Origin of the sequence: Marinobacterium sp. LSUCC0821, assembly GCF_012848475.1 — a bacterium.
In the GTDB taxonomy this organism is placed as follows: Bacteria; Pseudomonadota; Gammaproteobacteria; order Pseudomonadales; family Balneatricaceae; genus Marinobacterium_E.
Window position 1 is genome coordinate 785,163 of sequence record NZ_CP051666.1, and the last position, 25,429, is coordinate 810,591.

23 protein-coding genes are annotated in these 25,429 nt (G+C 46.0%); 9 read left to right on the forward strand and 14 right to left on the reverse strand.

All coding sequences use genetic code 11. The features are described from left to right. Nucleotides 1–140 precede the first annotated feature (140 nt). From HH196_RS03870 to HH196_RS03900, 7 genes are all read right to left on the reverse strand, one after another. On the reverse strand, nt 141–3,302 hold the full coding sequence (locus tag HH196_RS03870; protein WP_169450759.1) for an ATP-binding protein: 3,162 nt from the start codon (nt 3,300–3,302) through the stop codon (nt 141–143). A 498-nt stretch (nt 3,303–3,800) separates the two neighbouring features. Then, the gene (gene htpG, locus HH196_RS03875) at nt 3,801–5,696 is read right to left on the reverse strand and encodes a molecular chaperone HtpG (protein ID WP_169450760.1); all 1,896 of its coding nucleotides are present in this window, start codon (nt 5,694–5,696) and stop codon (nt 3,801–3,803) included. Nucleotides 5,697–5,775: 79 nt separating this feature from the next. Further along, nucleotides 5,776–6,504, reverse strand: a complete 729-nt coding sequence (locus HH196_RS03880; RefSeq protein WP_169450761.1) for a DUF599 domain-containing protein — start codon at nt 6,502–6,504, stop codon at nt 5,776–5,778. Then, nucleotides 6,501–6,959: a YaiI/YqxD family protein gene (locus tag HH196_RS03885; protein WP_169450762.1), complete on the reverse strand. Its 459-nt coding sequence runs from the start codon at nt 6,957–6,959 to the stop codon at nt 6,501–6,503. The genes HH196_RS03880 and HH196_RS03885 overlap by 4 nt, the downstream gene beginning before the upstream one ends. A gap of 63 nt (nt 6,960–7,022) precedes the next feature. After that, nucleotides 7,023–7,454 carry a heme-binding protein gene (locus tag HH196_RS03890; protein ID WP_169450763.1) on the reverse strand — a complete coding sequence of 144 codons (432 nt, stop codon included), beginning with the start codon at nt 7,452–7,454 and terminating at the stop codon, nt 7,023–7,025. Between the two features lie 2 nt (nt 7,455–7,456). Beyond that, nucleotides 7,457–8,422: a DedA family protein gene (locus HH196_RS03895; RefSeq protein WP_169450764.1), complete on the reverse strand. Its 966-nt coding sequence runs from the start codon at nt 8,420–8,422 to the stop codon at nt 7,457–7,459. Further along, the gene (locus HH196_RS03900) at nt 8,422–8,904 is read right to left on the reverse strand and encodes a GNAT family N-acetyltransferase (RefSeq protein WP_211160814.1); all 483 of its coding nucleotides are present in this window, start codon (nt 8,902–8,904) and stop codon (nt 8,422–8,424) included. The genes HH196_RS03895 and HH196_RS03900 overlap by 1 nt, the downstream gene beginning before the upstream one ends. 162 nt (nt 8,905–9,066) lie before the next feature. Here HH196_RS03900 and HH196_RS03905 point away from each other — a divergent pair, with 162 nt between their 5' ends. The 5 genes from HH196_RS03905 (at nt 9,067) to HH196_RS03925 (ending at nt 15,443) form a co-directional block, all read left to right on the forward strand. Then, on the forward strand, nt 9,067–10,197 hold the full coding sequence (locus HH196_RS03905; RefSeq protein WP_169450765.1) for a cupin domain-containing protein: 1,131 nt from the start codon (nt 9,067–9,069) through the stop codon (nt 10,195–10,197). Between the two features lie 445 nt (nt 10,198–10,642). Continuing rightward, nucleotides 10,643–12,247 (forward strand): isocitrate lyase, encoded by a 1,605-nt coding sequence (locus HH196_RS03910; RefSeq protein ID WP_169450766.1) that lies wholly within the window; start codon nt 10,643–10,645, stop codon nt 12,245–12,247. Nucleotides 12,248–12,444: 197 nt separating this feature from the next. Beyond that, on the forward strand, nt 12,445–14,466 hold the full coding sequence (locus HH196_RS03915; protein ID WP_169450767.1) for a response regulator: 2,022 nt from the start codon (nt 12,445–12,447) through the stop codon (nt 14,464–14,466). An 18-nt stretch (nt 14,467–14,484) separates the two neighbouring features. Beyond that, the gene (locus HH196_RS03920) at nt 14,485–15,210 is read left to right on the forward strand and encodes a fumarylacetoacetate hydrolase family protein (protein ID WP_248276888.1); all 726 of its coding nucleotides are present in this window, start codon (nt 14,485–14,487) and stop codon (nt 15,208–15,210) included. A gap of 47 nt (nt 15,211–15,257) precedes the next feature. Beyond that, on the forward strand, nt 15,258–15,443 hold the full coding sequence (locus HH196_RS03925) for a DUF2892 domain-containing protein (protein ID WP_169450768.1): 186 nt from the start codon (nt 15,258–15,260) through the stop codon (nt 15,441–15,443). A 133-nt stretch (nt 15,444–15,576) separates the two neighbouring features. Here the strand turns inward: HH196_RS03925 and HH196_RS03930 are convergent, their stop codons facing one another. The 4 genes from HH196_RS03930 to HH196_RS03945 form a co-directional block, all read right to left on the reverse strand. Further along, entirely contained in the window at nt 15,577–16,758 is a 1,182-nt protein-coding gene (locus HH196_RS03930) for an NAD(P)/FAD-dependent oxidoreductase (RefSeq protein ID WP_169450769.1), read from the reverse strand. A 10-nt stretch (nt 16,759–16,768) separates the two neighbouring features. Then, nucleotides 16,769–17,089, reverse strand: a complete 321-nt coding sequence (locus HH196_RS03935; protein ID WP_169450770.1) for a hypothetical protein — start codon at nt 17,087–17,089, stop codon at nt 16,769–16,771. Next, nucleotides 17,090–18,001, reverse strand: coding sequence for a ribosome biogenesis GTPase YlqF (gene ylqF, locus HH196_RS03940; RefSeq protein WP_169450771.1), 912 nt, complete (start codon nt 17,999–18,001; stop codon nt 17,090–17,092). 126 nt (nt 18,002–18,127) lie between these two features. Beyond that, nucleotides 18,128–19,552 (reverse strand): glyceraldehyde-3-phosphate dehydrogenase, encoded by a 1,425-nt coding sequence (locus tag HH196_RS03945; RefSeq protein ID WP_248276889.1) that lies wholly within the window; start codon nt 19,550–19,552, stop codon nt 18,128–18,130. 536 nt (nt 19,553–20,088) lie between these two features. On the opposite strand from HH196_RS03945, the gene HH196_RS03950 reads away from it, so the two are divergent. Next, nucleotides 20,089–20,298, forward strand: coding sequence for a cold-shock protein (locus tag HH196_RS03950; RefSeq protein WP_169450773.1), 210 nt, complete (start codon nt 20,089–20,091; stop codon nt 20,296–20,298). Nucleotides 20,299–21,037: 739 nt separating this feature from the next. Here HH196_RS03950 and HH196_RS03955 read toward each other — a convergent pair. The 3 genes from HH196_RS03955 to HH196_RS03965 form a co-directional block, all read right to left on the reverse strand. Continuing rightward, nucleotides 21,038–21,460 (reverse strand): VOC family protein, encoded by a 423-nt coding sequence (locus HH196_RS03955; RefSeq protein WP_169450774.1) that lies wholly within the window; start codon nt 21,458–21,460, stop codon nt 21,038–21,040. Between the two features lie 62 nt (nt 21,461–21,522). Then, entirely contained in the window at nt 21,523–22,320 is a 798-nt protein-coding gene (locus tag HH196_RS03960; RefSeq protein WP_169450775.1) for a class III extradiol ring-cleavage dioxygenase, read from the reverse strand. A 27-nt stretch (nt 22,321–22,347) separates the two neighbouring features. After that, nucleotides 22,348–22,782: a DoxX family protein gene (locus HH196_RS03965; RefSeq protein ID WP_169450776.1), complete on the reverse strand. Its 435-nt coding sequence runs from the start codon at nt 22,780–22,782 to the stop codon at nt 22,348–22,350. A gap of 104 nt (nt 22,783–22,886) precedes the next feature. Here HH196_RS03965 and HH196_RS03970 point away from each other — a divergent pair, with 104 nt between their 5' ends. Genes HH196_RS03970 through HH196_RS03980 form a run of 3 tightly spaced genes read left to right on the forward strand, consistent with a single transcriptional unit; the run spans nt 22,887 to nt 25,368 of the window. Further along, a complete protein-coding gene (locus tag HH196_RS03970) occupies nt 22,887–23,750 on the forward strand; it encodes a LysR family transcriptional regulator (RefSeq protein ID WP_169450777.1) in 864 nt (287 codons plus the stop codon). A 60-nt stretch (nt 23,751–23,810) separates the two neighbouring features. Next, nucleotides 23,811–24,398, forward strand: a complete 588-nt coding sequence (locus HH196_RS03975) for a TMEM165/GDT1 family protein (RefSeq protein ID WP_169450778.1) — start codon at nt 23,811–23,813, stop codon at nt 24,396–24,398. A 58-nt stretch (nt 24,399–24,456) separates the two neighbouring features. Then, on the forward strand, nt 24,457–25,368 hold the full coding sequence (locus tag HH196_RS03980; protein ID WP_169450779.1) for an MBL fold metallo-hydrolase: 912 nt from the start codon (nt 24,457–24,459) through the stop codon (nt 25,366–25,368). Nucleotides 25,369–25,429 lie beyond the last annotated feature (61 nt).

Sequence of the window (25,429 nt, forward strand, 5' to 3'; positions counted from 1 at the left end):
CCCATTCCCGCAAAGCGGGAAGCCGCGAAAAAAAACTGACGGGATCTGTTTTTAACAGCTTTAGCTGGCCCGAAGGGCGAGGGCAGGAGCCCGAGTAAATTAAAACGGAGCCCTTAGGCTCCGTTAACAACACTTAAAAGTTAAACACTCAACTCCAACAACGCCGCTTTCAACCCCTCCACAGATATCGGCTTAGCAAGCACTCGATCAGCACCCGCTTGTAACATTAGCTCTGTCTCATCACCGATGATTGCTGCTGTAAGACCGATAATTGGACCATTAAATTCTGCTTCTCTTAACGCTTTAGCAAGGCCGTAACCATCCATTTCTGGCATAAAAATATCGGAGATGACAAGGTCATATTCCTCATCGTTAAAACTGGCTAAAGCGGACTTACCGTTACTGGTCGCAGTCACTACAGCCCCTTGTTTCTCAAGAATATTTTTAGTGAGAAGCTGCAGAGTTGGATTGTCCTCAGCTAATAAAACCTTGGCTCCCTCTAACGAGTAGCAAACGCGTTTACTTTCGGCTTCATCATGTAACGGGATAGTATCCATTTGGGAAATAGGAATTGTTAACGTAAATCTAGAACCTCTTGGGGTGTTTGGCTCATAGACAATATCCCCACCCATAGAGAGCGCGAGCTCCTGACAGATATGAAGACCCAATCCTGTACCATCAGCATCAGTACGACCGCGCATAAATGGTGAGAATAGATCGTCAATTTCTTCTGTCGATATACCAATACCATCATCTTCAATACTCACTTTCAACCAAGAGCCGCCACCCTGCTCACTGACCGCTCCTTTAATATCTAGGCGACTACCTTTGGAGTGAATCAGTGCGTTTTTAGAGAGATTAATCACGACTTGTCGCAATGCTTGAACAGGCAATTCCACTTCAGATCCAGGCAATTCACTGACATCAAGAGACATGGTGAAACCCTGCTCATTAACCAGTGGCATCAACATCTGGCTATATTGCTCCATCTCTGCTGGTAGATAGAGAGATCGAATATCATTTTTAATCTGCTCCTCAGGTTTTGCCACCATTCTAAGATCATCAAGCACGTCCAAGACATGGTCTACAGTTTTACTCAATAAATGCCCGTTCTCTAGTTTATCTATGCAGTTCGACGCTTCTATCAGCATCTTTAGTGAAGCTACTGGTGTTCTTAACTCATGGCCAATAATCGCAAACATTTGCGCTTGCGCGGCTCTTCGCTTCTCGAGCTCTGCAACTGTTTCAACTAGATGCTCTTCACGCGAAGCAGCCAGTTTCTGCGCCTCAACAAGCTCAGTAATATTTTGTCGATAGAGCATTTGAAACTCATTGCCATCACGCTGGTACTTTTGAGAAAAACCAATTGCCGACCAGTAGAGCGGCTGTGAAGTTTCTGGGCTTAAGGTTTGTACCCAGACTAGGGTTCCTGGATTCTCTTTAGCCTCTAAAAGCTTCTCTCGATCTTCATCTACGTATACAAGTTTTACTAACTCATCAAATTTATAGGTAGAACCTTCTGGATAGACTGGCGAGTGTCCAGCAACCACCTCAATCGCCCCACCATCCTGATCAATCTCAAATACCACCATGTCAGCGAGCTCAAGAGCAAGCTCAGTGACTCGTTGAGCTTTACTTAGTTGCTCTGAATACTTCAGTGCTTTTTCTGTGGCTTCGACAAATTCATCAGTGATTAACCGATAAGCCATTTGGTAGTGCTTACCCTCACTAACATAGGGCTTTGAAAAACCAATTTGAGCGTTGTAGGCCATCTCATCTGACTCATACTGATAAAGGGCTACAGAGGCGGGCTTTCCTGGTTCAGATTGAGCAATCGATAACTTATTTAGGTCATCAAGTTTGTGCAGCCCTTTCATGACTTCCATGAAAGGTTTCTCTTGATAGAGGTGTGGAAAGCTTGATACGCCACTTACGACCTCAGCAAAGCCCGTCTCTAAATCTATTTCAAATACGACGACCTTAGCCGCCTCATTCGCTAGCTGAGTGGCACGCTGTATACGTTGAAGCTCAATAAGCTGCTTATGCTCCTCCGTGACATCAGTCATAACACCATAAAGCGTTGAGTATCCCTTCTCATCTGAATATTTAGAGATAGTTGTAGTACGAACAAATTTTGTGCTGCCGTCATCCATGATCAGCTCGCGAACTCGAACGTATTGAGTATCTAACTGCTCCTCCGACCGCTGCTGAGACCAGACTTTTTGCGTCGCTTCGCTCATTCTTGCAACGTAATCTTTCGCGAAAATTTGCGGGAACTTATCTTCCGGCAGCCCAGCAATCGCTCTAAACTGACTGTTTACCGTAAACTCTCGAGTATCCTGACGCACCTCATAAATACCTACACCGTTAGCATCGGTTACGCGATTTAGCTGCTCCTCAACACGTTCAAAATGCCGGTTTAACTCAAGCAATCTTTTTTCGTAAGCTTCACGTTCAGTCACATCAAACAGAACCCCCTCAATAGAGGTGGCTTCTCCATTAACCATCAATGCTCTAAAGCGGAATTCAACCCAGCGGTAGTCAACCCCTTCACCTACCATTACCGTTCGTTTTTGGATGTAGTCTCTATCTTTATGACGGCTAATATCTTCTAGAAGATCCTCTTTAGGAACCCCAGATATCTGTCCGACAAACGTATCCAATGTGATCTCTTTTAAATCGGTAGGCAGAGCCATAAGCTCAAAAAAGCGTGCATTACCCTTAAGCATATCGTTGCTTAGGTTATGGCTAAAAATACCGATCTCACCCAATTCGGTTGCCTGTCTTAAAAGGGTAGTAACTTCCCCGAGCTCCACCTCAAGATTCTTGATTCGATTGATAATGGCTGATGATTGAATGCGAATTGTTTCACCACGCTTATTTTGGTACTCCGCAAGCGTTGTCTGTCGGATCCACTCGTACTGATTAGTCTCTGGAAGAAGGAACTTATACTCAACCGGCTGGCCGATAATTTTGGCAGCAGTTTTAACTAGATCGTGGTACCCCTCAGGGATATGTTTATATCGCTCCGCACCCACTAAAGGCTTTCGATTCATTGCTTCAGCATTACTGCTAAATAGAAACTCGGCATCGCCTGTATCAAGGTTCTCTTTAAAGATAAAAGTGTTCCTGTCGCGAGCAGCTAGCTTTAGGTAGGTATTAAGGTAATCGAGGTGAAATCGATCCTCCTCAATCTTCTTTGATTCAGCGCGTTGCCTGATAAGGGTAATCGCCCAGCCACTGACACTAAGGATAGTAATTCCCAGCAAAGCGAAGGTCTGGAGAGATGCGTAAGCAAACATCAATTGGCACCTAAAAATGGTTATTCTTAGAGTTGTTTAAGCAAGTTTTGTGCCAACTGTACAGATAGATTTTTTGGGGATTGTCGAATGGGGTTGGGTGAATGGTCGCGATGGATAATACACACCGCTTTGCGGTGTGATCGCGGCTTCGCCTATGGCGAATGCGCTCCTACGCGACCCTGCAAACACACCGTAGGAGCGCATTACCCTGCAAGGGTAAGCCGCGAAAAATAAATCACAAATTACGCTCCATGAATCTTTTGTTGATCGTGTTTTTACATAGGCGTGGTGAATCGTCGCGTTTGGGAATACACACCGCTTTGCGGTGTGATCGCGGCTTCGCCTATGGCGAATGCGCTCCTACGCGACCCTGCAAACACACCGTAGGAGCGCATTCCCACAGAGCGGGAAGCCGCGAAAAAGCAGACGGGATCAGTTTTACAGAAGCCCAAGTAAATAAAAAAGGAGCCAACAGGCTCCTTTATGATCGTCTAGCGATTAAGCGCTCAACTCCAACAACAACTTGTTCAAGCGAGAGGTGTATGCCGCTGGGTCTTCCAACTGGCCTCCTGCTGCAAGCTGTGCCTGATCGTGAAGGATCAATGCTAGATCAGCGAAGCGATCTTCATCGGCCTCTTTATCTAACTTGGCAATCAGTGGATGCTCTGCATTAAATTCAAAGACAGGCTTAGTCTCAGGTACCGCTTGACCCGCGGCTTCCATGATACGGCGCATCTGAAGGCCCATATCATAGTCACCCAATACCAAACAAGCTGGAGAATCTGTTAGACGCTGCGATACACGTACCGCCTCGACACGACTATCAAGCGCTTTACCTAAACGCTCAATCAGACCAGCAAACTCTTCGTTCTGAGCCTCTTGTGCTTTCTTAGCCTCTTCGCTCTGCTCGCCATCGAGTTTCAACTCTCCCTTGGTTACATCTTGGAATGACTTTCCGTCGAACTCAAACAGATGGCTCATCATCCACTCATCGATACGATCGGTGAGTAACAGAACCTCAATACCCCTCTTACGGAAGATCTCAAGGTGTGGGCTCGATTTAGCAGCGGTGTAGCTATCAGCAACAAGGTAGTAGATCTTATCCTGACCTTCCTGCATGCGCTCGATGTAGGCTTCCAGGCCGACGTTTTCATCACCGTTTGTATTGTTAGTTGATGCAAAGCGCATCAGCTTGAGAATACGCTCACGGTTAGCATAATCCTCTGCTGGCCCCTCTTTGAGGACCTGACCAAACTCTTTCCAGAACTCTAGGTACTTATCCGCATCACTCTTAGCGAACTTCTCGATCATATCGAGCGAACGCTTAGTCAGTGCAGATTTCAATTTATCAACGTTAGGATCCTTCTGCAGAATCTCACGAGAGACGTTCAGAGAGAGGTTTTTCGAGTCCACTACACCCTTAATAAAGCGGAGGTAGAGTGGCAAGAACTGATCCGCCTGATCCATGACGAATACACGCTGAATATAGAGTTTTAGACCACGAGGAGCCTCACGATTCCACAGGTCATAAGGTGCTTTCGAAGGTAGGTACAACAAACTGGTGTACTCGAGATTACCCTCAACACGGTTGTGCGCCCAAGAGGCAGGTTCTGCAAAGTCGTGTGAGACGTGTTGGTAGAAGGTTTTGTACTCCTCCTCAGTTACATCACTCTTGTTTCGCGTCCAGAGTGCTGTAGCGCTGTTAACCGTCTCAGTCTCTGCACTAGCCTCTTTCTTCTCCTCTTCATCACCCATATCAGCTTTTGCCATCTGAACTGGAATCGCGATATGGTCTGAGTATTTTGTCACTAGGCTGCGAAGGCGATAGTCATTTGCAAACTCTTCCGCTTCCTCTTTGAGCGTTAGCACTATGCGTGTACCACGGTTAGCCTTATCTACATTAGCGATGGTGAACTCACCTTCGCCTTTAGATGACCAATGTACGCCCTGATCGGCACCTAAGCCTGCACGACGGGTGTAGAGATCAACCTGATCGGCTACGATAAATGCTGAGTAGAAACCGACACCAAACTGACCAATCAACTGTGAATCTTTCTTCGCATCGCCAGTAAGGTTAGAGATAAAGCTTGCTGTACCCGATTTAGCGATTGTTCCGAGGTGTTCAATGACCTCTTCACGAGACATACCGATACCGTTATCTTCGATCGTAATCGTCTTCGCTTCACTATCAACGCTAACCTGAATCTTTAGGTCGCCATCATTTTCGTATAGATCTGCGTTAGAGAGTGCTTCAAAACGAAGCTTTTCAGAAGCATCCGACGCGTTGGATATAAGTTCGCGAAGGAAGATCTCTTTATTTGAGTAGAGAGAGTGGATCATCAGCTGCAGTAGCTGCTTGACCTCTGTTTGAAAACCAAGAGTTTCAGTGCTCATAGCTTAAACCTAATTTCCCAAATGTTGATTTACGATTAAGTACTTCAATAGATGGGGGGCTAAGGTTTAATTTCAACCCCTATTTTGAGAGGGAGTTGATATCGGTACTCATCATCAGGGTGCGCAAGGTTGAAGAGGCAAACTCACGTCGATAGAGAATCCATACCACCACAGCGGTTAAAACCATGAATAGCCAACCATTGACCATCCAGCTTAAGCCAGCAATGGCAAAGTAGTAGGTACGTAACCCAATATTAAAGTTATTAGCGGCCATAGAGGCCATACGCGCTGCACGTTCAGCATGCATATCGAGAGAACGAGGATCTACCGCCTCACTAGGGTTTGGCGCGCCACCAATCATGACCGAGACAAAGCCATACTGACGAAGTGACCAGGTGAACTTAAAAAAGGCGTAGACAAAGATGACCATCAACAGGACGATTCTCAAATCCCACATGAGTGGTGTCATTGGTGTTGAAAATGGTAGTTCAGAGAGCATACCAATAGCAGTATCAGAGCGTGATAATAGCGTCATTAGACCCGCTAAAACCAGCATTGTAGTGCTGGCAAAGAAGGTCACGCCTCGCTCTAGATTGGCCACTGTGGTTGTATCAGCAACGCGTACATCACGTTTAAGCATCGAGTTCATCCACTCACGGCGATAGAGGTGCATCACACTGGCCAAACAGGTCACCTGATAGCTGCGACGTTTAGCGTAGAACTGATACCCCATATAACAGGCGGCGAACCAAATTAGGGCTAAAAGATCCTGATTGAGGGAATTGAAAAATTCGGGGTAACTACTCATTTAGATCCTCGTAACGCTGCAGTCAGTGCTCTATCAAGTGCATTAGCAAACTCACGGCGATCTGTCTGACTAAAGGTCGCCTGACCACCTGATTGTATACCACTTGCACGCATCGTCTCGTAGAAATCGCGTAAATTTAGACGCGTTTTTATATTCTCTTTGGTGAGAATTTCTCCACGATGGGTCAATACCTGCACACCTTTAGAGATCAGATCATTCGCCATCGGAAGGTCGCTTGCTATCACCAGATCTCCTGCAACAGAGCGCGCAACAATCTCCTGATCAGCAACATCAGCACCCTGCGGTACACGACGCCAGGTCAGATAGGGAGATGGCGGTAGTTGGAAGTGGTGATTAGCCACAAACTCCATCTCCACCTTACGCCCTTGAGCTGCCTTAACTAAGATATCGCGAATCACACCCGGACAAGAGTCCGCGTCTACCCATACTTTCAAATCAAAACCTACCTAACATCGGGGTCAGAGTAGTCTTATTAGACTACTCTGACCCCATCGTATTTAACTAATTTCCGCGAAGAAGCGCTCTAAAGCAGCCTGTGCCACAGCGTGATCTTCAGGTGCTTTAGCACCCGCTACACCAATCGCACCTACAACCTGACCATCCACTTTCACAGGTATACCACCACCGACAAAACAGAGCTTAGGGTGCTGACTAAGACTTTGTGCTACGACAGCACGGCCCTCTAGGATGTCGCTCCATTGGCCACTCGGCCAGCCATAACTCGCTGCCGTGTAGGCTTTACGCTCAGCAAACTCAAGCGCACCGATAGGCGCAGCTGGGTTTCGCAGTAGCACAAGCGGATTACCCAATGAATCTGAAACAACCACTATCATCTTAAAACCCATCTCATCAGAACAATTCTGACCGATGGCTGCTAAACGATGAGCAGCCTCAAGCGTTAATGAGGGTTGGTTGTGTGTGATATTCATCTCTAAGCCTTTTTAAAATAGAAATATATAAGCGAAATAGTCGCTGCCAATGCGATGAGAAGCAAGCTTAGGTAGCTCAAAAAACTGCTCGCCATAGTGAAATCACTGCCCACCAGATAACCAGCGCCAAAGTAGATCAGCAACCATAGCGCTCGACCACAGCAGGTGTAGATCAAGAATCGAGTTACAGATATTCCAGAGCTGCCCGCCAAAAGGCTTGCCACGGCACTGATGTGGGCTACCAACGAACGAGTCAACAACAACGTGAGATTTCCAAAGCGCTGGAAAAGACGCTCCAATCTTGCTCTATTGGCCTCTGTATAACCGACCCAACGCCCAACTTTGACCAAACGCGCCGGATCTGTTCGACGACCAATGGAGTAGATCAACATATCCCCCGCCACTGAACCGAACAGAATTGCCAGCGCAGTCGGAAGCGCTGATAGACCGCCACTAAATGCAAACACCCCCGTCATCGCCGCCATAGGCCCTGCCGGTACCGGTGCACCGAGAGAACCTAAAAATACAACCAACACCAAGATGATGAGGCCGTATTGGCTCATCAGATCAAAAAGATAGTCGGATAGCTTTGTTAAGAGTGATTGTTCCGCTATGGAACCCGCAGATGAGGAGATGTTTGCCAACTGCCCCTGAATCGCAGCTATAAGCTCCAATTCAGAACGACTCTCCCTCAGCGCTATCACTTTAATAGTGTCACTTGGAGCGATCTCTTTACTGCCAAATATCAATTCAAGAGTTTTAGAGTCGAGTTGGAACTGAGACTGCAGTTCACCAACCGTCATATAAGCACGTAACAATGCCCCTTCACTGACTCCCAATTCACGGGCATTGTTTAATACCTGAAAGGTACGCCAACTCTTGTTGGCTAAGTAGAGTTCAGCTAAGGATAGGGCGATAAGAATCGGAATCAGATAGATTAGCCGAATCCGAGGAATCGACAGCGCCACTATTTAAGGCTCTTCTGCCAAAACAGTGCATGGCCGCCATCACCGCCCAGCTCATAGCCAGCAAAACCCAGACGGTTGTATGCCTTGTGCGCTGCTGGATTGTTCTCCAGAACCTCTAGAGTAATTTTGCAGCAACCCAAAGCCTTTGCTACCTCTTCTATCGCTGCAAAGAGCCCATCAACTGCCCCCTGCCCACGCGCTTCAGATTTCACATAGACATCATGAATATTAATGAGTGGCGCAGCGTTAAAGGTACTAAAGCCTGTAAATGCATTTAAAAGCCCCACCGCTTCACCGTTCAAAAATGCGATGAAACTGTAGGCACCAGGTACATTTTCCATGCGCTTTGCAAGATTTGCCTTCACATCATCGCGAAGTGGCGTTTCGCCCCCAAGCGGATCACACGCATAACCATTCAATAACTCGACCAACAGTTTCGCATCCACGGGATTTTGGTAATTAACAGCTTTAACTTCTAACACAGCAGCTCCTTTAATCTAGGAGAAAGATTAGCACATGCTGGGGTCAGAGTAGTCTAATAAGACTACTCTGACCCCGATATATCTCGTACCGGGTTCGGACCCCGTAGCGCTTTGCGCTACCGTTGTTTAAACTTCACACCATATTTTTCGTTGGAGTAGATAATGAACGAAATCAACTGGGGAGACCTCACCCTAGAACGCTTCCTAAGCGAGTTCTGGCAGCAAAAACCCATTCTTATCCGCGGTGCGTTTGAAGAGTTCAAACCGGTTATCGCTCCAGATGAGCTGGCAGGTCTCGCACTAGAAGAGGATGTGGAGTCTCGTCTGATTCGTTACAACCCATCCAACAACGACTATCAACTCGAACGTGGCCCAATTCCTGAAGAGCGTTTCGGCGAACTACCCGAAGAGAACTGGACCCTGCTCGTGCAAGCGGTTGACCACTACGTTCCAGAAGCGACCGACCTGCTGAACCTATTCAGCTTTATTCCGCGCTGGCGTATTGATGATCTTATGATCAGCTATGCTACCCCCGGCGGCGGCGTCGGCCCGCACTACGATAACTACGATGTTTTCCTTATACAGGCGAGCGGTACCCGTAGATGGGAATTGGGTGGCTATGAAAATAGCTCTTCACCAAGGCTACCAGATGCACCTGTTATGGTACTGAGTGAGTTTGAATCTGAGATCGAGTTTGATCTCGCTGTTGGCGATATGCTCTATCTCCCTCCTCGCCTTGCCCATAACGGTATTGCGACCAGTGAAGACTGTATAACCTACTCAGTCGGCTTTAGAGCCCCTTCAGAATCCGAGTTCCTGCGCAGTATCTCAGACCACATTGGTGAGCAGCTTTCGGCTGAAAAACGCTTTACTGATCCACAACGCACTATCACTAATGCTTCAGGTCAGGTTGATCAAGCTGATGCAGAGAGCATCAAAGCGCGGTTAGTAGAACTGATAAGTGATGAACAGAACTTCAATCAATGGTTGGGGGAACTGCTATCAGAACCCAAATACCCAGACATGGTTCAAGCCGTTGCTGAAGATGAGTTTAACGACTGGTTCCAAGAGGCACTTGAAGTGGGCGTTGAAGTCGCACCTAATACGAGATTGATCTATCTTGAATCCGACTCCAACAGACTCTACTGCAACGGTGAGGCAATTTCTGTTGAATCCAAGGAGTGGCCACTCGCAAAATCACTGGCTGATTATCGCAATTTAGCCCCAGATGATTTAGACCCTAATCGACAGGAACTGCTCACTAAACTCTTCCAATTAGGCGCTCTTCTATGAGCGCTTTTTTATTTCCACCCCACTCACGCCTCTTCGCAAAAAGTCAGCTTATGTCGTATTTGTGCTAAATTAATTTTTAAAATCTCACGCATTAACCCAAAGTTTAATAGAACTATTAGCTATTAGAACTGCACTGCAACAATCTGTAAAAACCCGTTTCACTAGACGAAAATCTATTAAACTTAAGTCGGTAAGCAAACCAATAAATAATTCTAAGCAACTGATATTAAACATATTTATTTGTTTATAAATTTTTGTAGTTTTGTAGTTTAACTACATACCAAATCACCTTATTACATAAATTAACTGCGCCGCTTTGTTGCTATGCACAAAAAGCTTTGACAGCAGATGCAGCAAAGTTAATGATGTCGCCATCGGTCAGATTTTATTGATGACCAAAAACACTTAATCACGGGTAATTCCACCCTTCGACTGAGGAAGAGAAATGGCTAACTACAAACAAGAGATCGAACAGATTCAGGGTACTGTTAATAAGTACGGCAACACTTGGGGTGCTATCAGCGCTGAATCAGCTGCACGCATGAAACTCCAGAACCGCTTTAACTCTGGTCTAGATATCGCTAAATACACTGCAGCGATCATGCGCAAAGATATGGCTGACTACGACGCAGACAGCTCTCAGTACACTCAGTCGCTTGGTTGTTGGCACGGCTTCATCGGTCAGCAGAAACTGATCTCTATCAAGAAGCACTTCGGCACTACTGATAAGCGCTACCTATACCTATCAGGCTGGATGGTTGCTGCGCTTCGCTCTGACTTCGGTCCACTACCTGACCAGTCAATGCACGAAAAGACTTCAGTACCAATGCTTATCGAAGAGCTATACACCTTCCTTAAACAGGCTGATGCTTGGGAACTAAACCACCTATTCCGCGAATTGGATGCTGCACGTGATGCTGGCAACCAGACTAAAGAAGCTGAGATCGTTGCTAAGATCGACAACTTCGAAACTCACATCGTTCCAATCATTGCCGACATCGATGCTGGTTTCGGTAACGCTGAAGCGACTTACCTTCTTGCTAAGAAGATGATTGAAGCAGGTGCATGTTGTATCCAGCTAGAAAACCAGGTTTCTGATGAGAAACAGTGTGGACACCAAGACGGTAAAGTAACCGTACCTCACTCTGACTTCCTAGCTAAGATCAACGCTGTACGTTATGCATTCCTTGAGCTTGGCGTTGACGACGGTGTTATCGTTGCCCGCACAGACTCTCTAGGTGCAGGCCTTACTAAGCAGATCGCTGTGACTAACGAACCAGGTGACCTTGGCGACCTTTACAACAGCTTCCTTGATGGTGACGTAATTAACGGCCCTGAAGATATCAATAACGGCGATGTTGTTGTTAAAGCTAATGGTCAACTTATGAAGCCAAAACGTCTTCAGAGCGGCCTATTCCAATTCAAAGCAGGTTCAGGTGAAGACCGTGTAGTGCTTGACTGTATTACATCGCTACAGAACGGTGCAGACCTTCTATGGATCGAAACTGAAAAACCACACGTTCAGCAGATCGCTGGCATGGTTAACCGCATCCGTGAAGTGATTCCAAATGCGAAGCTTGTTTACAACAACTCACCATCATTCAACTGGACGCTAAACTTCCGTCAGCAGGTGTTTGATACTTGGGCTGCAGAAGGTAAAGATGTTTCAGCATACGACCGTTCAATGTTGATGAGCGCAAACTACGATGAGTCTGAACTCGGTAAAGAAGCAGATGCTAAGATCCAAAGCTTCCAGCGTGACGCATCACGCGAAGCGGGCATCTTCCACCACCTCATCACTCTACCGACTTACCACACAGCTGCGCTATCTACGGATAACCTAGCGAAAGGCTACTTCGGTGAAGAGGGCATGCTTGCATACGCAGGTGGCGTACAGCGTAAAGAGATCCGTCAGGGTATCGCGACTGTGAAGCACCAAGATATGGCAGGCTCTAACATAGGCGATGACCACAAAGAGTACTTCGCTGGTGATGCAGCTCTAAAAGCGGGTGGTAAAGACAACACAATGAACCAGTTCGCTAACGTATAAGCGGATTAAATTCATAGAAAGGCTCATCGACAGATGGGCCTTTTTTTTTGTTATATAAATGCCAAAAATAATAGCAAACTAGTCGCAGTAAATTTTCAGTAATCTGCTAATCTGTAATTGTAAAAAACAAAGTCCCTTGAATGTGGCACAACTTTTGCATAAATATGCAATCGATTTAACAATTTATGAGTAGTCACTTGAATAACAATCGCATCATCAAATTTCCCCCATCATTTATGTTTGTGGTTATCTTAATACTCTTAGTGATAGCGGAGTATCTGCTAGACCCATTTGGCATAGGTTCTAATAATCTTGGGGTGACAATCAGTCTTCTAGTAGCTCTAGGCATAGCTGCCTACGCCTTAATATTTCGTGAAAAAGCAGAGTGCTACAGTAAGCTCGCAGAACAGGCGACCCAACGCTTCGAAAGTCTTAGTAAAAATATTGATATCGCATTGCTTGAGCAGAATCTAACAACGCTTAAGAGCTGGGAAAACGAACTGTTTACTAGCCTCTTCCCTGCACTCAAGGGACAGGATACGGACAAATTACATTCGCTGATTCATCTTATCGAACCTAAACGTTCAAAAGAGATTATGAAAGCAATTGACGCACTCAGTGTAGATGCACCCGCCATCACAGAAAACTTTACCTTATCTAGTTCTAATGAGGATAAGACACTCTGGCTAGAGGGGAGGTTTAGAAAACATTTAAAACAGGGCGAGACTCACCTAAGCGTTGCACTTATTGATAAATCCAATGAAATTCAGTCCAAGCTTAAGTTACAGAGCTCTGAAGCAAGCCTCAAGGATAGCAAGCATAGACTCGCCGATCTGGACCAACTTCTCAGCGTCACCGCTGTAAAGACATCTTCAGACATAATAAACATCGATTTACCCACCCAAACCTTACGCTTCATATACGGTGCTAAAAACCTCGGATTTGGTCATGAGGAGTGTGGTGTAAATATGTTAATGGATGCAATTATGCCGAGTTACCGGCACTACTTTGCTGCCCTTTTAAAGGGAAGTACCACAACCTTTGAAGCCCCTCTTCTTGGTGTGAATAAATCGACCTATTGGTGGAGCTTTACCCCTATAAAAAATAGATCTGACTCACAAAGCGATTCTATAAACATCTACATACGTGAAGTTTCAGAACAGAAACTAGCGACCGATCGAATTATACAGGCGCGTCACGAGGCTGAATTGGCCATGCGAAAACTTAATGTCACGGCCGATATGGCACACATTGGCTTATTTGACATAGACCCTGTGACCGAAAAAATCCGCCCATCCCCAACGATGCGTGAGTTGCTAGATTTACCCAATGTAGAATCCCTCCCCTTGCACTTCCTTCCGGATGCATTTGAGGGTGTGAGCAATGAAAGACTAATTAAAGTTTTGGAAAAACTCTCGTTTTTTACCGGGCCTGAACGATTTGAACTGACGTTGGTATCAGATGATGTAAAACGCCATTTTGTAATGCACCTTAGCAGCCAAGGACTCATCTCTTCGGAACGGAAAATTCTGGGTTCGCTTGTCGAAACAACTGAGTATATTTCGCTCCAAGAGCAGTTGAGAGATGCCCTTAATAAATCTCAACAATCACTGGCAGAATTAGAGCTTCGATATGAAAAAGAGATGCAGATGTTTGGCTTCATCTCACATGAGATCCGCACCCCCATAAGTGCTATTCGAATGATGCTCGAGGATGAGGGCGATCACAAGAGAGAGTTGTTAGAAACGACTGCTAATTTAGAAAAGCTGATCGACCATCTTAAAGAGATCGTTGACCGTAGCGATATGGATATAAAAATTGGCTCCGAACAAACTAAAGCCACCAACACTGGCACCTTCACTTTAGCAGGGAAGCAAGTTCTCCTAGCCGAAGACACACCCACCATTCGCATGCTAACCACAAAACTGATTGAGTCTCAGGATGCGATAGTCACTGCAGCTGAAGATGGGCAAAAGGCGTTAGATATCGCCAAGAATAGAGACTTTGATCTGGTGATTACCGATATCTTTATGCCAAATATGGATGGCTACCAGTTATCCCAAGCGCTGCGAGAGGCTGGTTACACAGGGCCTATTATCGGGGTCACAGCCGCGACCATAGGAGCAGAAAGAGATAACTTAATAGCAGCAGGTGCTTCGGCTGCGATTGGAAAACCATTAACTAAAGAGAAACTACTAGATACGCTGGCATCTTTATAAGATCATAAAGCTTAAATTATGTCCGTATCGAGTAACCAAAAAGTCATGTCCAATAACTACCTATTTGAGCCAAACCCTAGCGTTTCTGTTCCTATACGAGGCGATGATCGACGCTTTCCTGTCAATCGCATCTTTTGTGTAGGTCGTAACTACCAAGCCCACGCTGCAGAGATGGGAGACTCGATCGATAAATCAACGGCAGAACCCTTTTATTTTATCAAGGATTTATCAGCGATCTGCGAAAGTGGCAGCACAATCCCCTACTCTGCGGGCACCTCTGATCTGCAGTATGAGATGGAGTGGGTAGTCGCAATTCATAAGGGTGGTTTTGAGATCGAAGAAGCGCAGGCACAAGAGCACATCTTCGGTTACGCCTGTGGTTTAGATATGACCCGTCGTGACCTGCAACAGAAAGGTAAAGATAAGCGCCGTCCTTGGGACCTAGGTAAGAACTTTGAGAACGCTGCGGTGATCAGTGAAATTGTTCCTGTAACAACGACTGGTGTTCTAACAGCTGGTCCAATCGAGCTTCGTGTAAACGGCGAAACGCAACAGACCGGCGACCTGAGCGACCTTATCTGGAACGCTTCAGAACTGATTGCCCACCTCTCTAAATTCTACACACTCCAGCCAGGCGACCTAATCTACACTGGCACACCTGAAGGCGTTGGCCCTGTGGTATCAGGCGATAAGATTGAAGGCTGTGTAGCTGGTGTCGGTTCTATCGAGTTGACGATTTCATAAACCGGGTTTAAACCCCAGTAATAAAATCAGAAAAAAGGAGCACCACTATGGGCTGCAATGTTGGAAAAACTGATCGTATTCTTCGTGTAATCATCGGCCTTGCGCTAATCCTAGCAGCCTATACTGGCAACCTAGGCAGCTGGGCATACATCGGCGTGGTACCGCTGTTCACAGGCCTCGTAGGCTGGTGTGGTCTCTACACAATTATGGGCAAGAAGAGCTGTTCTAAATAAGCTTTCTATAGAAGCGGGTCTGACCTTTAGTCTGACCCGTAATCGCGGCTTCGCCTTCGGCGAATGCGCTCCTACGCGACTCTGGAAGTACACTGTAGGAGCGCATTCTCGCGAAGCGAGAAGCCGCGATGGGTTAAACGCTCTCCCCGCAACAGAAACCAGAGGCCCAAGCCCACTGGAAATTGTGGCCACCTAAGTGTCCTGTCACATCAAGTGACTCACCGATAAAGTAGAGTCCTGGTGCTTTTTTCGATTCAAAGGTTTTTTGAGAAACCTCATTAGTATCGATCCCACCAATGGTGACCTCGGCAGTTCGATAGCCTTCAGTACCCGAGGGTTTAACACGCCAATGATGGAAATGCTCTGCGATCTCATCGATACGGGCATTACTTAACTGCCCCACTTCAGCCTGCAACTCCCACATTACAGTCAGTGTTTGCGCAAGACGTTTAGTCATGTGCTCACTTAGAGCACGCTCCACACCCTGTTTCGGGTTGGAGTCACGAAGGGATTTTAAGGTATCACTCAGTGAAATATTCGGAAGTAGATCGATCTCCACTTCATCACCAGGCTGCCAGTAACTGGAAATTTGAAGCACAGCAGGACCACTAATACCACGATGGGTAAAGAGGATAGGCTCGACAAAAGCCATGTCGTTACAGCTCACTTTCGCTGGCTGTGCGATACCCGAGAGCTCTTTCAATGGCGTAAGGATATCCGGCTGTAGTGTAAAGGGAACCAGTGCCGCTCTTCGTGGCGTAATCGCCATATCGAACTGCGCAGCAATATCATAGGCAAAACCGGTCGCTCCTCCGTTTGGAATCGATAGCCCGCCAGAAGCGATCACCAACACCTGACACTGAATCTCTTCTCGCTCGGTACGAATACGGTAGCCTTCGCCGCGCTTCTCAACACTAAGAACTGCAGTATCTAGTTCAATAGAGACGCCAGCCCACTCACACTCCGTCAGAAGCATAGTGAGAATTTCACGGCTAGACTCATTACAGAAGAGCTGACCCGGCGCTTTTTCGTGGTACTCAATCCCATGTCGATCAACCATATCGACAAAGTCCTGAGGCTTATAGCGACTCAGCGCCGATTTGCAGAAGTGGGGATTGTTGGAGAGAAAGTTGACAGGCGTAGAGCTAAGATTGGTGAAGTTACAGCGGCCACCACCAGACATCAGAATCTTACGTCCAGCTTTGTTGGTGTGCTCGATAACAAGCACTGAGCGACCGCGATAACCGGCCGTCAGCGCGCACATCAGACCCGATGCACCCGCTCCAACAATGACGACATCAATATGACGAGACATAAAGACTTAACTATTCGTCGTTAGCGCTATCGTCTGTACCCTGCTCGTCCTGCGCACGCTTTTCGGCGTTATACTGACGAATCTTATCAGCAAGTGGACCACCGTGGCGTTCACCACGTTTACCTGCAGCTACGTCACGGGCCAAAGCCGTTTGCGTGGGTTTAGCGTTAGCTTTTTTCGCTTCAACTGATTGATGTTTCTTTTTCAATTTCTGCGCACGCTGTTTGCGACTCTCGTAGCTATCAGGATCGGCTAGACGCTCCTGCTTCTTAGGCGTTTTATCTAAGACGATCTTATTCGCCATGCGTCTCTGTTTCTTAATACGAGTCACTTATTTACTCTCCTCTGCCTGCTCTGCAGCTAACAACTCAGCAGCTGCGAGCTCTGCAGCAATACGATCTTTCTCTTGCCACTCGGCAACGGTCTCAAAACTGATTCGCCCCAATTTTCCGGAACGCATCTCATTCATTAGAATCTCAGCCGCCTTGTGAATATCCACAACACCGCCAGCGCGCAAACAGCCGCGCTTGCGACCTATCTGATCCAGCAACTGCTCACCTAGCTCAGGTAAATCTTTAAGCTTATAGCGCTCAATTAATCGATCCGGGTAGGCCTTAAGCACGAAGTTAGCACCATAGACTGCAACCATATCGTAATTGATCGCGGTGTCCTTAATGGCGCCACTCACCGCTAAACGGTAGCCAGAATCTTGGTCTTCAATCTTGGGCCACAAGATACCCGGGGTATCAGAGAGGGCCATACCTTGAAACACGCTGTAACGTTTGTTTGCTTTGGTTACAGCAGGCTCATTGCCTACCTTTGCGATCTTACGACCCAGTAGCGCATTAATCAGCGTCGATTTACCTACGTTAGGGATACCCATGATCATCGCTCGAACAGGACGATCATGATTAGTACGTGCAGGTGCGGCCGCTTTACACAGATCTGGGATGCGCTTAATGGCTGCCTTGTCGGTTGTGGTTAATTCGACAGCAGTAATGCCCTCTTGCGAATTAAACTCATCTAACCAGGCTTGGGTAATCGCTGGATCAGCCAAGTCCGTTTTATTGAGAAGCTTAATGACAGGCTTTTGGCCACGCAGTTTCGCTACTAGAGGATTTTCACTCGAGCGAGGCAGACGTGCATCAAGCACTTCAATAACAACATCGACCTCATCCATAAGCTGCGCGATCTCTTTACGCGCCTTATGCATGTGTCCGGGAAACCAGTTAATACGTTCCATGAATCTCCAAACCTTTAAAACTGGCGGCATTATACCTGTTTCCAGCCAATAGATCAGAATCTTGCAGAGATAAAAAAACCGGACACACTTTGCAGCATGCCCGGTCTTTTCAAACGCTTGGAGACCTTACTCTTTAGGGAAAGTCTTCAGCGCACAGTTGGTGATTTCACGTGCTAGGCGGATAACCTGACAGCTGTAGCCGTACTCGTTATCGTACCAAACGTATAGCACACAGCTCTTACCGCTAGAGATAGTAGCAAGCGCATCGACAACACCCGCAGCGCGTGAGCCAACGAAATCGCTTGATACCGCTTCAGGAGAGTTAGAGTAATCAACCTGCTTCTGAAGTTTCGAGTGAAGCGCAATTTCACGAAGGTAGTCGTTCAGTGAATCACGGTCAGTCTCAGTCTCAAGGTTCAGGTTTAGAATTGCCATTGAAACGTTTGGAGTTGGAACACGGATTGCGTTACCGGTTAGCTTACCTTCAAGTTGTGGTAGCGCTTTAGATACCGCTTTCGCCGCACCTGTCTCAGAGATAACCATGTTTAGTGCAGCGGCACGACCACGACGATCACCTTTGTGGTAGTTGTCGATCAAATTCTGGTCGTTAGTGTAAGAGTGGACTGTCTCAACGTGACCGTTCACAACACCGTACTTATCACACATAGCTTTTAGTACTGGAGTGATAGCGTTGGTTGTACAAGAAGCTGCAGAGAGGATCTTATCGCTCGCTTCGATATCGCCATGGTTAACACCCATAACGATGTTTTTGATGCCCTTACCAGGTGCAGTGAGGATGACACGATCCACACCTTTAGACTGTAGGTGCAGAGATAGCCCCTGCTCGTCACGCCAGATACCCGTGTTATCAATCACAAGGGCATTTTTGATGCCGTACTCTGTGTAATCGACCTGATCTGGGCCATCTGCGAAGATAACTTTAATCGCATTACCGTTAACGATTAGCGAGTTAGAGGCTTCATCAACCTGGATAGTACCTTTGAAGGCACCGTGAACTGAGTCACGACGAAGCAAGCTTGCGCGTTTCTCAAGATCATTAGCAGCTTTACCCTTGCGAACTACTATTGCACGTAGACGCAGTGTGTGGCTTGCACCCGAACGGTTCAACATGAAGCGTGCCAGAAGACGACCGATACGACCGAAACCGTAAAGCACAACATCTTGACCGCCAGTATCTTCTGTTGAAGCGCCAGCAAGCTCAGTTGCTAGGTATGCTGCAAGATCAGAACCGCCAGACTTGCGGAAGTTAACCGCTAGCTTACCAATATCGATGTGAGCATTGCGCAGACCCATTTTCGAGATCTGATCTAGAACTGGGAATGTATCAACAACAGAAAGCTCTTCACCTTCGATCTGACGAACGTAACGGTGATCTTTAAGAAGGTCGATAACAGATTTACGTACAGACATCTGACCAAAAACAGAGATCTCAACGTTAGATTCACGGTACAAACGACCCACAATTGGCACCATCGCTTCAGCGATAGATTCACGCGCGTTCCATTCAGCAAGTAACAGTTCTTGAGTCACAATATGCTCCATAACTTAGTTTTTAACATTGATACATTATGACACAACTCACAGAAACAACCATACAACTTACCGCTCATAAGTTATTGATATAACTTGTAAAAAACCAACAAAAAGCGACTACAAAACTACAAAACAGCCATTTTTTTGTGAAAATTACGTAACTCTTACAAAGGTTAATTTTTACTTAGTAAAAGATTAAAAATAATCATGTGTGTGGTTTTCAGTTAAGAATGAAATTGATTTCACTCCAACTGAAAACTCTGCAAACCAGATGAGCCAAAGTGACCTTTCCCCTTAGTTAGTACCACTTCTTCGATAAGATTTTGCTCATCAAGTGAATAATAGAGGTGTACTCCATAGGTTATTTACTGTATCTTGTACTAGCTTGAAATTTACCCTTCATTTATGCTCTTCATTCCAAAGTCGCCAGACTTTCTGTTTTGTTTTCATAAGTTATAAGTAAAGAAATCCTGCAATTACATGCCTCGTAATTGAGGCGTAAATTTATATTTTGAAAATAGGACAGAACTATTATGTCAAACACATTTACTGGAACCGTTAAATGGTTCAACGACGAAAAAGGCTTCGGTTTCATTCAGCAAGAGTCTGGTCCAGACGTTTTTGCTCACTTTAAAGCGATTACGGGTGACGGATTCAAATCGCTAACTGAAGGTCAGAAAGTCGAATTTAGCATCACTCAGGGTCAGAAAGGACCACAAGCTGAGAATATCCGTCCACTATAATTTGGACGCAGTGGGAGGGTATGCCCTCCCATGTATTTTTCTACTCCCCTCCTAGTTTCTTCTATTAAACGAAGTAGCTTGTTTAGGTGGCAGCGTTACTCATATTTCAACGTTCCGTTTAGCCAGCAGCGACTTGTTGAAGTAGCTTATTGCTTACCCACTCATTTGAAATTTTCTATTACATGTAGATACAACCCAACTTGACTGAAAGTTTGAAAATTAGCCAGTCAATTTAAGTCTTATTAGGAGACAATATGCATAATATAATCATTACATTCCGACCAGATGGCAGCGCCATGTGTGCAGAGGACGAACATGGACTTCTCTGCTTCAAATCAGAAGCTGAAACACACGATCAATGGATGCACCGCTGTTCCCAAAAATTCCACAACAGTGCCATTAATCCAGAAATTGTTAACACGAAAAAGTGATAGATGATACTTAACGCAGTGACATCGTTAATGTCTCGGATTTAATTTCGGTGAGCGATTTTAACTATGAATCGCTACGGCAATGCAGGTAGGTACTAAAAACTCCGAGAGAACTGGAGGGACCGAAGCTTTAAATACGCTTGCGTCTGGATTGGGTTGTAAATAGACACCAAAAATACTCAAACCGCTAAATTACGCGATTAAGTGAAAATCTACCGTTAAATTTCACCGTTAAGCGAAAACTCGATTTCACCTCATTGAAAACTTGAACTGTAATTCATTGATTTCCTGTTAAGCGAATTTCATCGTTAACTGAATACCACAAGGGCTTCTGGTCCGACCCAGAAAAAAGGATTGTAGGCTATCTCCCATAGATGACCATCGGGATCTTTGAAATAACCACAATAACCGCCCCAAGTTGTCTTCTGAGGCGTCTTAGTCAAGGTAGCGCCAGCCCTAACAGCTTGCTCTACCACCTGATCAACTTCGAGTTCAGAGGGGACATTGTGCGCCAAGCTAAAACCAGCAAAGCCATTACCTATTGGAGATACTTGCGCATCCTCGGCTAAATCGTTTCGACCAAATAGCCCCAGCCAGGTACCGTTAAGTGTGAAAAAGGCCACCTCTGGAGGTGATTCCATTCTAGGAAAGCCCAACCCATCTTCATAAAAAGCGATAGCTCGTGCTAAATCCTTAACACCCAACGTAATCATGCTGATTCTTGGTTGCACCACTCACACCTCAATACGATTAATGGACTACATTTATAGCAGTCATCTTATGCATAGTGAAACTATGCAGCCTGCCAGAGATAGTTAGAAGCCTGTTTATTCAAGATATCGATATTGGTAAATGAGTCTGCAGATCTGCCTGCAATACCAGCACAGACATGCAGGGGTAGCAGGTGCTCCTCACGAGGGTGGCAGAAATGGGCTCCAGGTGCCTGATTCCACTCAACCAAACGCGCTTTAATTTGAGTGTATTCCAAATCACTGTTTGTCAGCGATTCGGTTAACCAGGATTCAAAGCTTAGATTTGCTGAGCGTATTTCGGCACTGTCCGCAAAGAAGGCACGCATATTATGAAAAGAGAAACCCGATCCTAGGAACAGAACCCCCTCCTCATCTAACTTAGCCAGTGCCTCTCCTAGTTGGAGATGCTGCAGTGGGTCTAATGAGCTTGAGAGTGATATTTGAAGGACCGGAATATCAGCCTGGGGGTACATCAACATCAGCGGAATAAATACGCCGTGATCTAAACCACGCTCTTCATACAATCTGACGTTAAATCCATCTACCTGCAATACCTTGGCAATATTGCTAGCAAGTTGCGGATTTCCAGGCGCTGGATATTTAAATTGATAACTCTCAGCTGGAAAACCGAAGTAATCAAAGAGCAGCGAGGGTGACGAGCTACTTGTAATCGCTATCTCGTCACTCTCCCAATGAGCACTAATCACAACGATTGCCCTTGGCTTTGGGAACTTACTAGGTAGCTGTTTAAGCATAGAGACAAGTTCTGCGTGCTGTGGATCTCCAAGCAGCGGCATAGGGCCACCACCGTGAGAGATAAATGCAATATCGTATTTCATGATTAGCTCTCTCTTGATTTGCTCAACTTAACTCCTAGCTAGCAGCTTATCCACTGATAACTTACCACCGCCCATCACTAGCAGTGATGCAGTTGCAGCAAGCAGTGCCAAAGCATATTCGTATCCATTGTTGCTAAGGAAAAGGCCATTCGCAAAGTGTACCCAGAATAGAGCAACTGCCATCGCAACAACGTTAAGGGCCGCGCCAACCCGAGTCAGTAGACCAAACACCAACATGAGTCCGCCAAAGAACTCACCGCTTCCAGCAAGAAGAGCCATCAGGTAACCAGGCTCCAAACCGATGGAACCCATCCACTGGCCAGTACCCTCTAATCCGTAACCACCGAACCAAGCAAAAAGTTTCTGAGCACCATGCGCAGCTAGGATAAGCCCTACTGGAACACGAAGAAGAAGCGCTTCATAGCCAGCATCACTCTTAAGTAGGCAATTTAATTTACTCATTGTAGAACTCCATTGATTAATTGATGTAGGTGATACTACAGATGATGATTTCATTGATTAATATGACTACTATTGAATAATTATAAATATGGTTTTGATAATTTATGGACAAGCTTACAACCATCAAAACCTTCCACACCGTAGTTAAGCTAAAAAGCTTCTCAAAAGCGGCAGATGAACTTGGGCTATCACCACAACTCACCAGCAAGTATGTCTCTGCACTAGAAGCTGAACTTGGCATTAGGTTAATTAACAGAACGACTCGGCGATTGAATTTAACAGCTGAGGGGGCCTCCTACTTTGAGGAGTCACTTAAAATTCTCGAGTCATTAGAGTCTCTGGAAAATCGCCTTACCGACCTTAAAATGAACCCATCAGGCTTACTACGAGTAAGCGCCCCGGTATCGCTAGGCAACCAACAACTGGGGGATATTATTGGTCATTTTTTAGAGCGCTACCCGGAACTATCCATCGACATTCAGCTTAATGACCGCAAAGTGGATATCATTGAGGAAGGTTTCGATGTTGCCCTTCGCATAGGCTCCATGGTGGACTCTAATCTGGTGGCGAGACGACTAGCACCCGTTGAAGTGTTGGTCTGTGCGTCGCCCGCATACACGGCAAAGCATGGTGTACCAAGAGGAGTAGCGGACCTAAAACCCCACAAGGTCTTAAAGTACTCCTACCTATCCAATCAGAGTGGTTTTGAGGGACACGAAACCCCTGTTATAAGCAACAGTGGAGAGCTACTCGCTAAAGCTGCTAAGTCTGGAATTGGTGTTGTCATGGCGCCAGGTTACATAGTTAAAGACGCAATTGCCGCGGGTGAATTAACCACTCTTTTCTCACTAAACGAAACAGATAATCTAGCACTCTATGCTCTCTATCCGCACCGCACGCTTCTATCGTTAAAGGTAAAAAGCTTTGTTGACTATTTAGTCGATGCTTTTGATGGCGTAAAACTCTGAGTAACTACTCCTAACAGCTCGTTACTCACTATATACTTACATTTTTTGTGGAAAATTAAGATGCAAGCCGACTTTATCCCCTCGCTTCTATCAACCTTATCGCTTGTATCCCTAGCAGAGATTGGTGATAAGAGTCAGCTTGTCTGTATGGCACTGGCTACTCGCTATCGTCACTGGCCAGTACTCTGGGGTGCAGCAGTCGCTTTTATGCTGTTTAATCTTCTTGCGGTTGCTTTTGGAGCCAGTATAGCTGCCTGGCTCCCAGAAATCGTGATAACAGGAATTGTCGCGATCATGTTTATTATTTTCGGAATACAAGCCATCAAGACCCCAGAAGAGGATGAAGAGGTCGATATCGATCAAAATGCTAGCCACAGTATATTTATCACGACCTTCTTAATGATTTTACTCTCTGAGTTTGGCGACAAAACCCAGATTGCTGTTGCAGGCTTATCGACAACCCTCTCAGCAGTTCCTGTGTGGATTGGAGCAAGCATCGCGCTGATTGCCATATCTGCACTGGGAATATGGGCAGGAAAATCCTTAACTGGAAGAGTCCCTATGCATTGGTTACATCGCATAGGCGGTGTCCTCTTCCTAACCTTTGCTGGTTTCGCGAGCGTTCGCTTCATCTCGATTCTCATTTAATATCCAAATAAGCACTATGCAGTATTAACAAACTGGAACTACTTAATCGATGCCAAATATGCAGAGAATTTTAACCCTTACAACAGCATTACTTCTTAACGGCCAGGCCGTAGCAAGTGCGCTAGAGACCATCAAGGTTAAAGAGAACATCTACGCTATCGTGGGTGGTTTAGAACAACGATCTCCAAGCAACCTTGGTAACAACGCTACCTTTGGTTTTGTAGTGACTAGCGACGGGGTCGTGCTAATCGATGCGGGGGGAACTGAACTCGGAGCTAAAGCGATTGAACAGGAAGTTCGCTCGGTGACTGATAAGCCTATAGTAACGGTGATTAATACCGGGGGGCAGGATCATCGCTGGTTTGGCAATCACTACTTCGCATCTCTAGGTGCAGAGACAATTACAGCCATGGCGACCGCTGCAGATCACCTGAAACGTCAATCTATGCAGATAGAGGGGATGAAAAACTTCACGCAAGATGGCTGGGTGGGGACAGAACCTCAGGTAGCAAAAACGCTGATAGAGAGCGAGACCGACTACCAACTGGGCGACACTGAATTCTCATTTATACCGGTGGGCCCTGCACATACCGCCAATGAAAATTTTGTCTGGTTACCTAAAGAGCAGGTGCTATTTAGTGGCGATGTTGTCTATGTAGAGCGCATGCTTGGAATTATGGACCACAGTAACCACAAGCCATGGTTAGAGACCCTAGCACGGATAGAGGCTTTAAATCCGTCGGTTATTATTCCGGGACATGGGCATCCAACTTCGCTTGAAACCGCTAAAAGAGATACCTTTGAGTACCTCAATTTTTTGCGTGAAGAGGTTGCGGCAATATTGGATGACGGTGGCGATATGCAATCGATCTCTACTATCGATCAGAGTAAATATGAGTATCTAATCTCTTATGAGTCACTACACGGGGCCAATGCTCAGCGTGTTTTTGAAGAGATGGAGTGGGAGTAACCTCACCATAGGTTGAGGCATTCACAATACTCCCTACAACCGCTCTCTTTTCAATAAGTTA

What these genes read in the sequence shown, in the direction of transcription:
- HH196_RS03880 (WP_169450761.1), bottom strand. Translation starts at nt 6,504, where the DNA reads ATGAGTAGTTACCCCGAATTTTTCAATTCCCTCAATCAGGATCTTTTA.
- HH196_RS03890 (WP_169450763.1), bottom strand. Translation starts at nt 7,454, where the DNA reads ATGAATATCACACACAACCAACCCTCATTAACGCTTGAGGCTGCTCAT.
- htpG (WP_169450760.1), bottom strand. Translation starts at nt 5,696, where the DNA reads ATGAGCACTGAAACTCTTGGTTTTCAAACAGAGGTCAAGCAGCTACTG.
- HH196_RS03905 (WP_169450765.1), top strand. Translation starts at nt 9,067, where the DNA reads ATGAACGAAATCAACTGGGGAGACCTCACCCTAGAACGCTTCCTAAGC.
- HH196_RS03960 (WP_169450775.1), bottom strand. Translation starts at nt 22,320, where the DNA reads ATGAAATACGATATTGCATTTATCTCTCACGGTGGTGGCCCTATGCCG.
- HH196_RS03975 (WP_169450778.1), top strand. Translation starts at nt 23,811, where the DNA reads ATGCAAGCCGACTTTATCCCCTCGCTTCTATCAACCTTATCGCTTGTA.
- HH196_RS03950 (WP_169450773.1), top strand. Translation starts at nt 20,089, where the DNA reads ATGTCAAACACATTTACTGGAACCGTTAAATGGTTCAACGACGAAAAA.
- HH196_RS03925 (WP_169450768.1), top strand. Translation starts at nt 15,258, where the DNA reads ATGGGCTGCAATGTTGGAAAAACTGATCGTATTCTTCGTGTAATCATC.
- HH196_RS03970 (WP_169450777.1), top strand. Translation starts at nt 22,887, where the DNA reads ATGGACAAGCTTACAACCATCAAAACCTTCCACACCGTAGTTAAGCTA.
- HH196_RS03965 (WP_169450776.1), bottom strand. Translation starts at nt 22,782, where the DNA reads ATGAGTAAATTAAATTGCCTACTTAAGAGTGATGCTGGCTATGAAGCG.
- HH196_RS03870 (WP_169450759.1), bottom strand. Translation starts at nt 3,302, where the DNA reads ATGTTTGCTTACGCATCTCTCCAGACCTTCGCTTTGCTGGGAATTACT.
- HH196_RS03920 (WP_248276888.1), top strand. Translation starts at nt 14,485, where the DNA reads ATGTCCGTATCGAGTAACCAAAAAGTCATGTCCAATAACTACCTATTT.
- HH196_RS03930 (WP_169450769.1), bottom strand. Translation starts at nt 16,758, where the DNA reads ATGTCTCGTCATATTGATGTCGTCATTGTTGGAGCGGGTGCATCGGGT.
- HH196_RS03910 (WP_169450766.1), top strand. Translation starts at nt 10,643, where the DNA reads ATGGCTAACTACAAACAAGAGATCGAACAGATTCAGGGTACTGTTAAT.
- HH196_RS03980 (WP_169450779.1), top strand. Translation starts at nt 24,457, where the DNA reads ATGCAGAGAATTTTAACCCTTACAACAGCATTACTTCTTAACGGCCAG.
- ylqF (WP_169450771.1), bottom strand. Translation starts at nt 18,001, where the DNA reads ATGGAACGTATTAACTGGTTTCCCGGACACATGCATAAGGCGCGTAAA.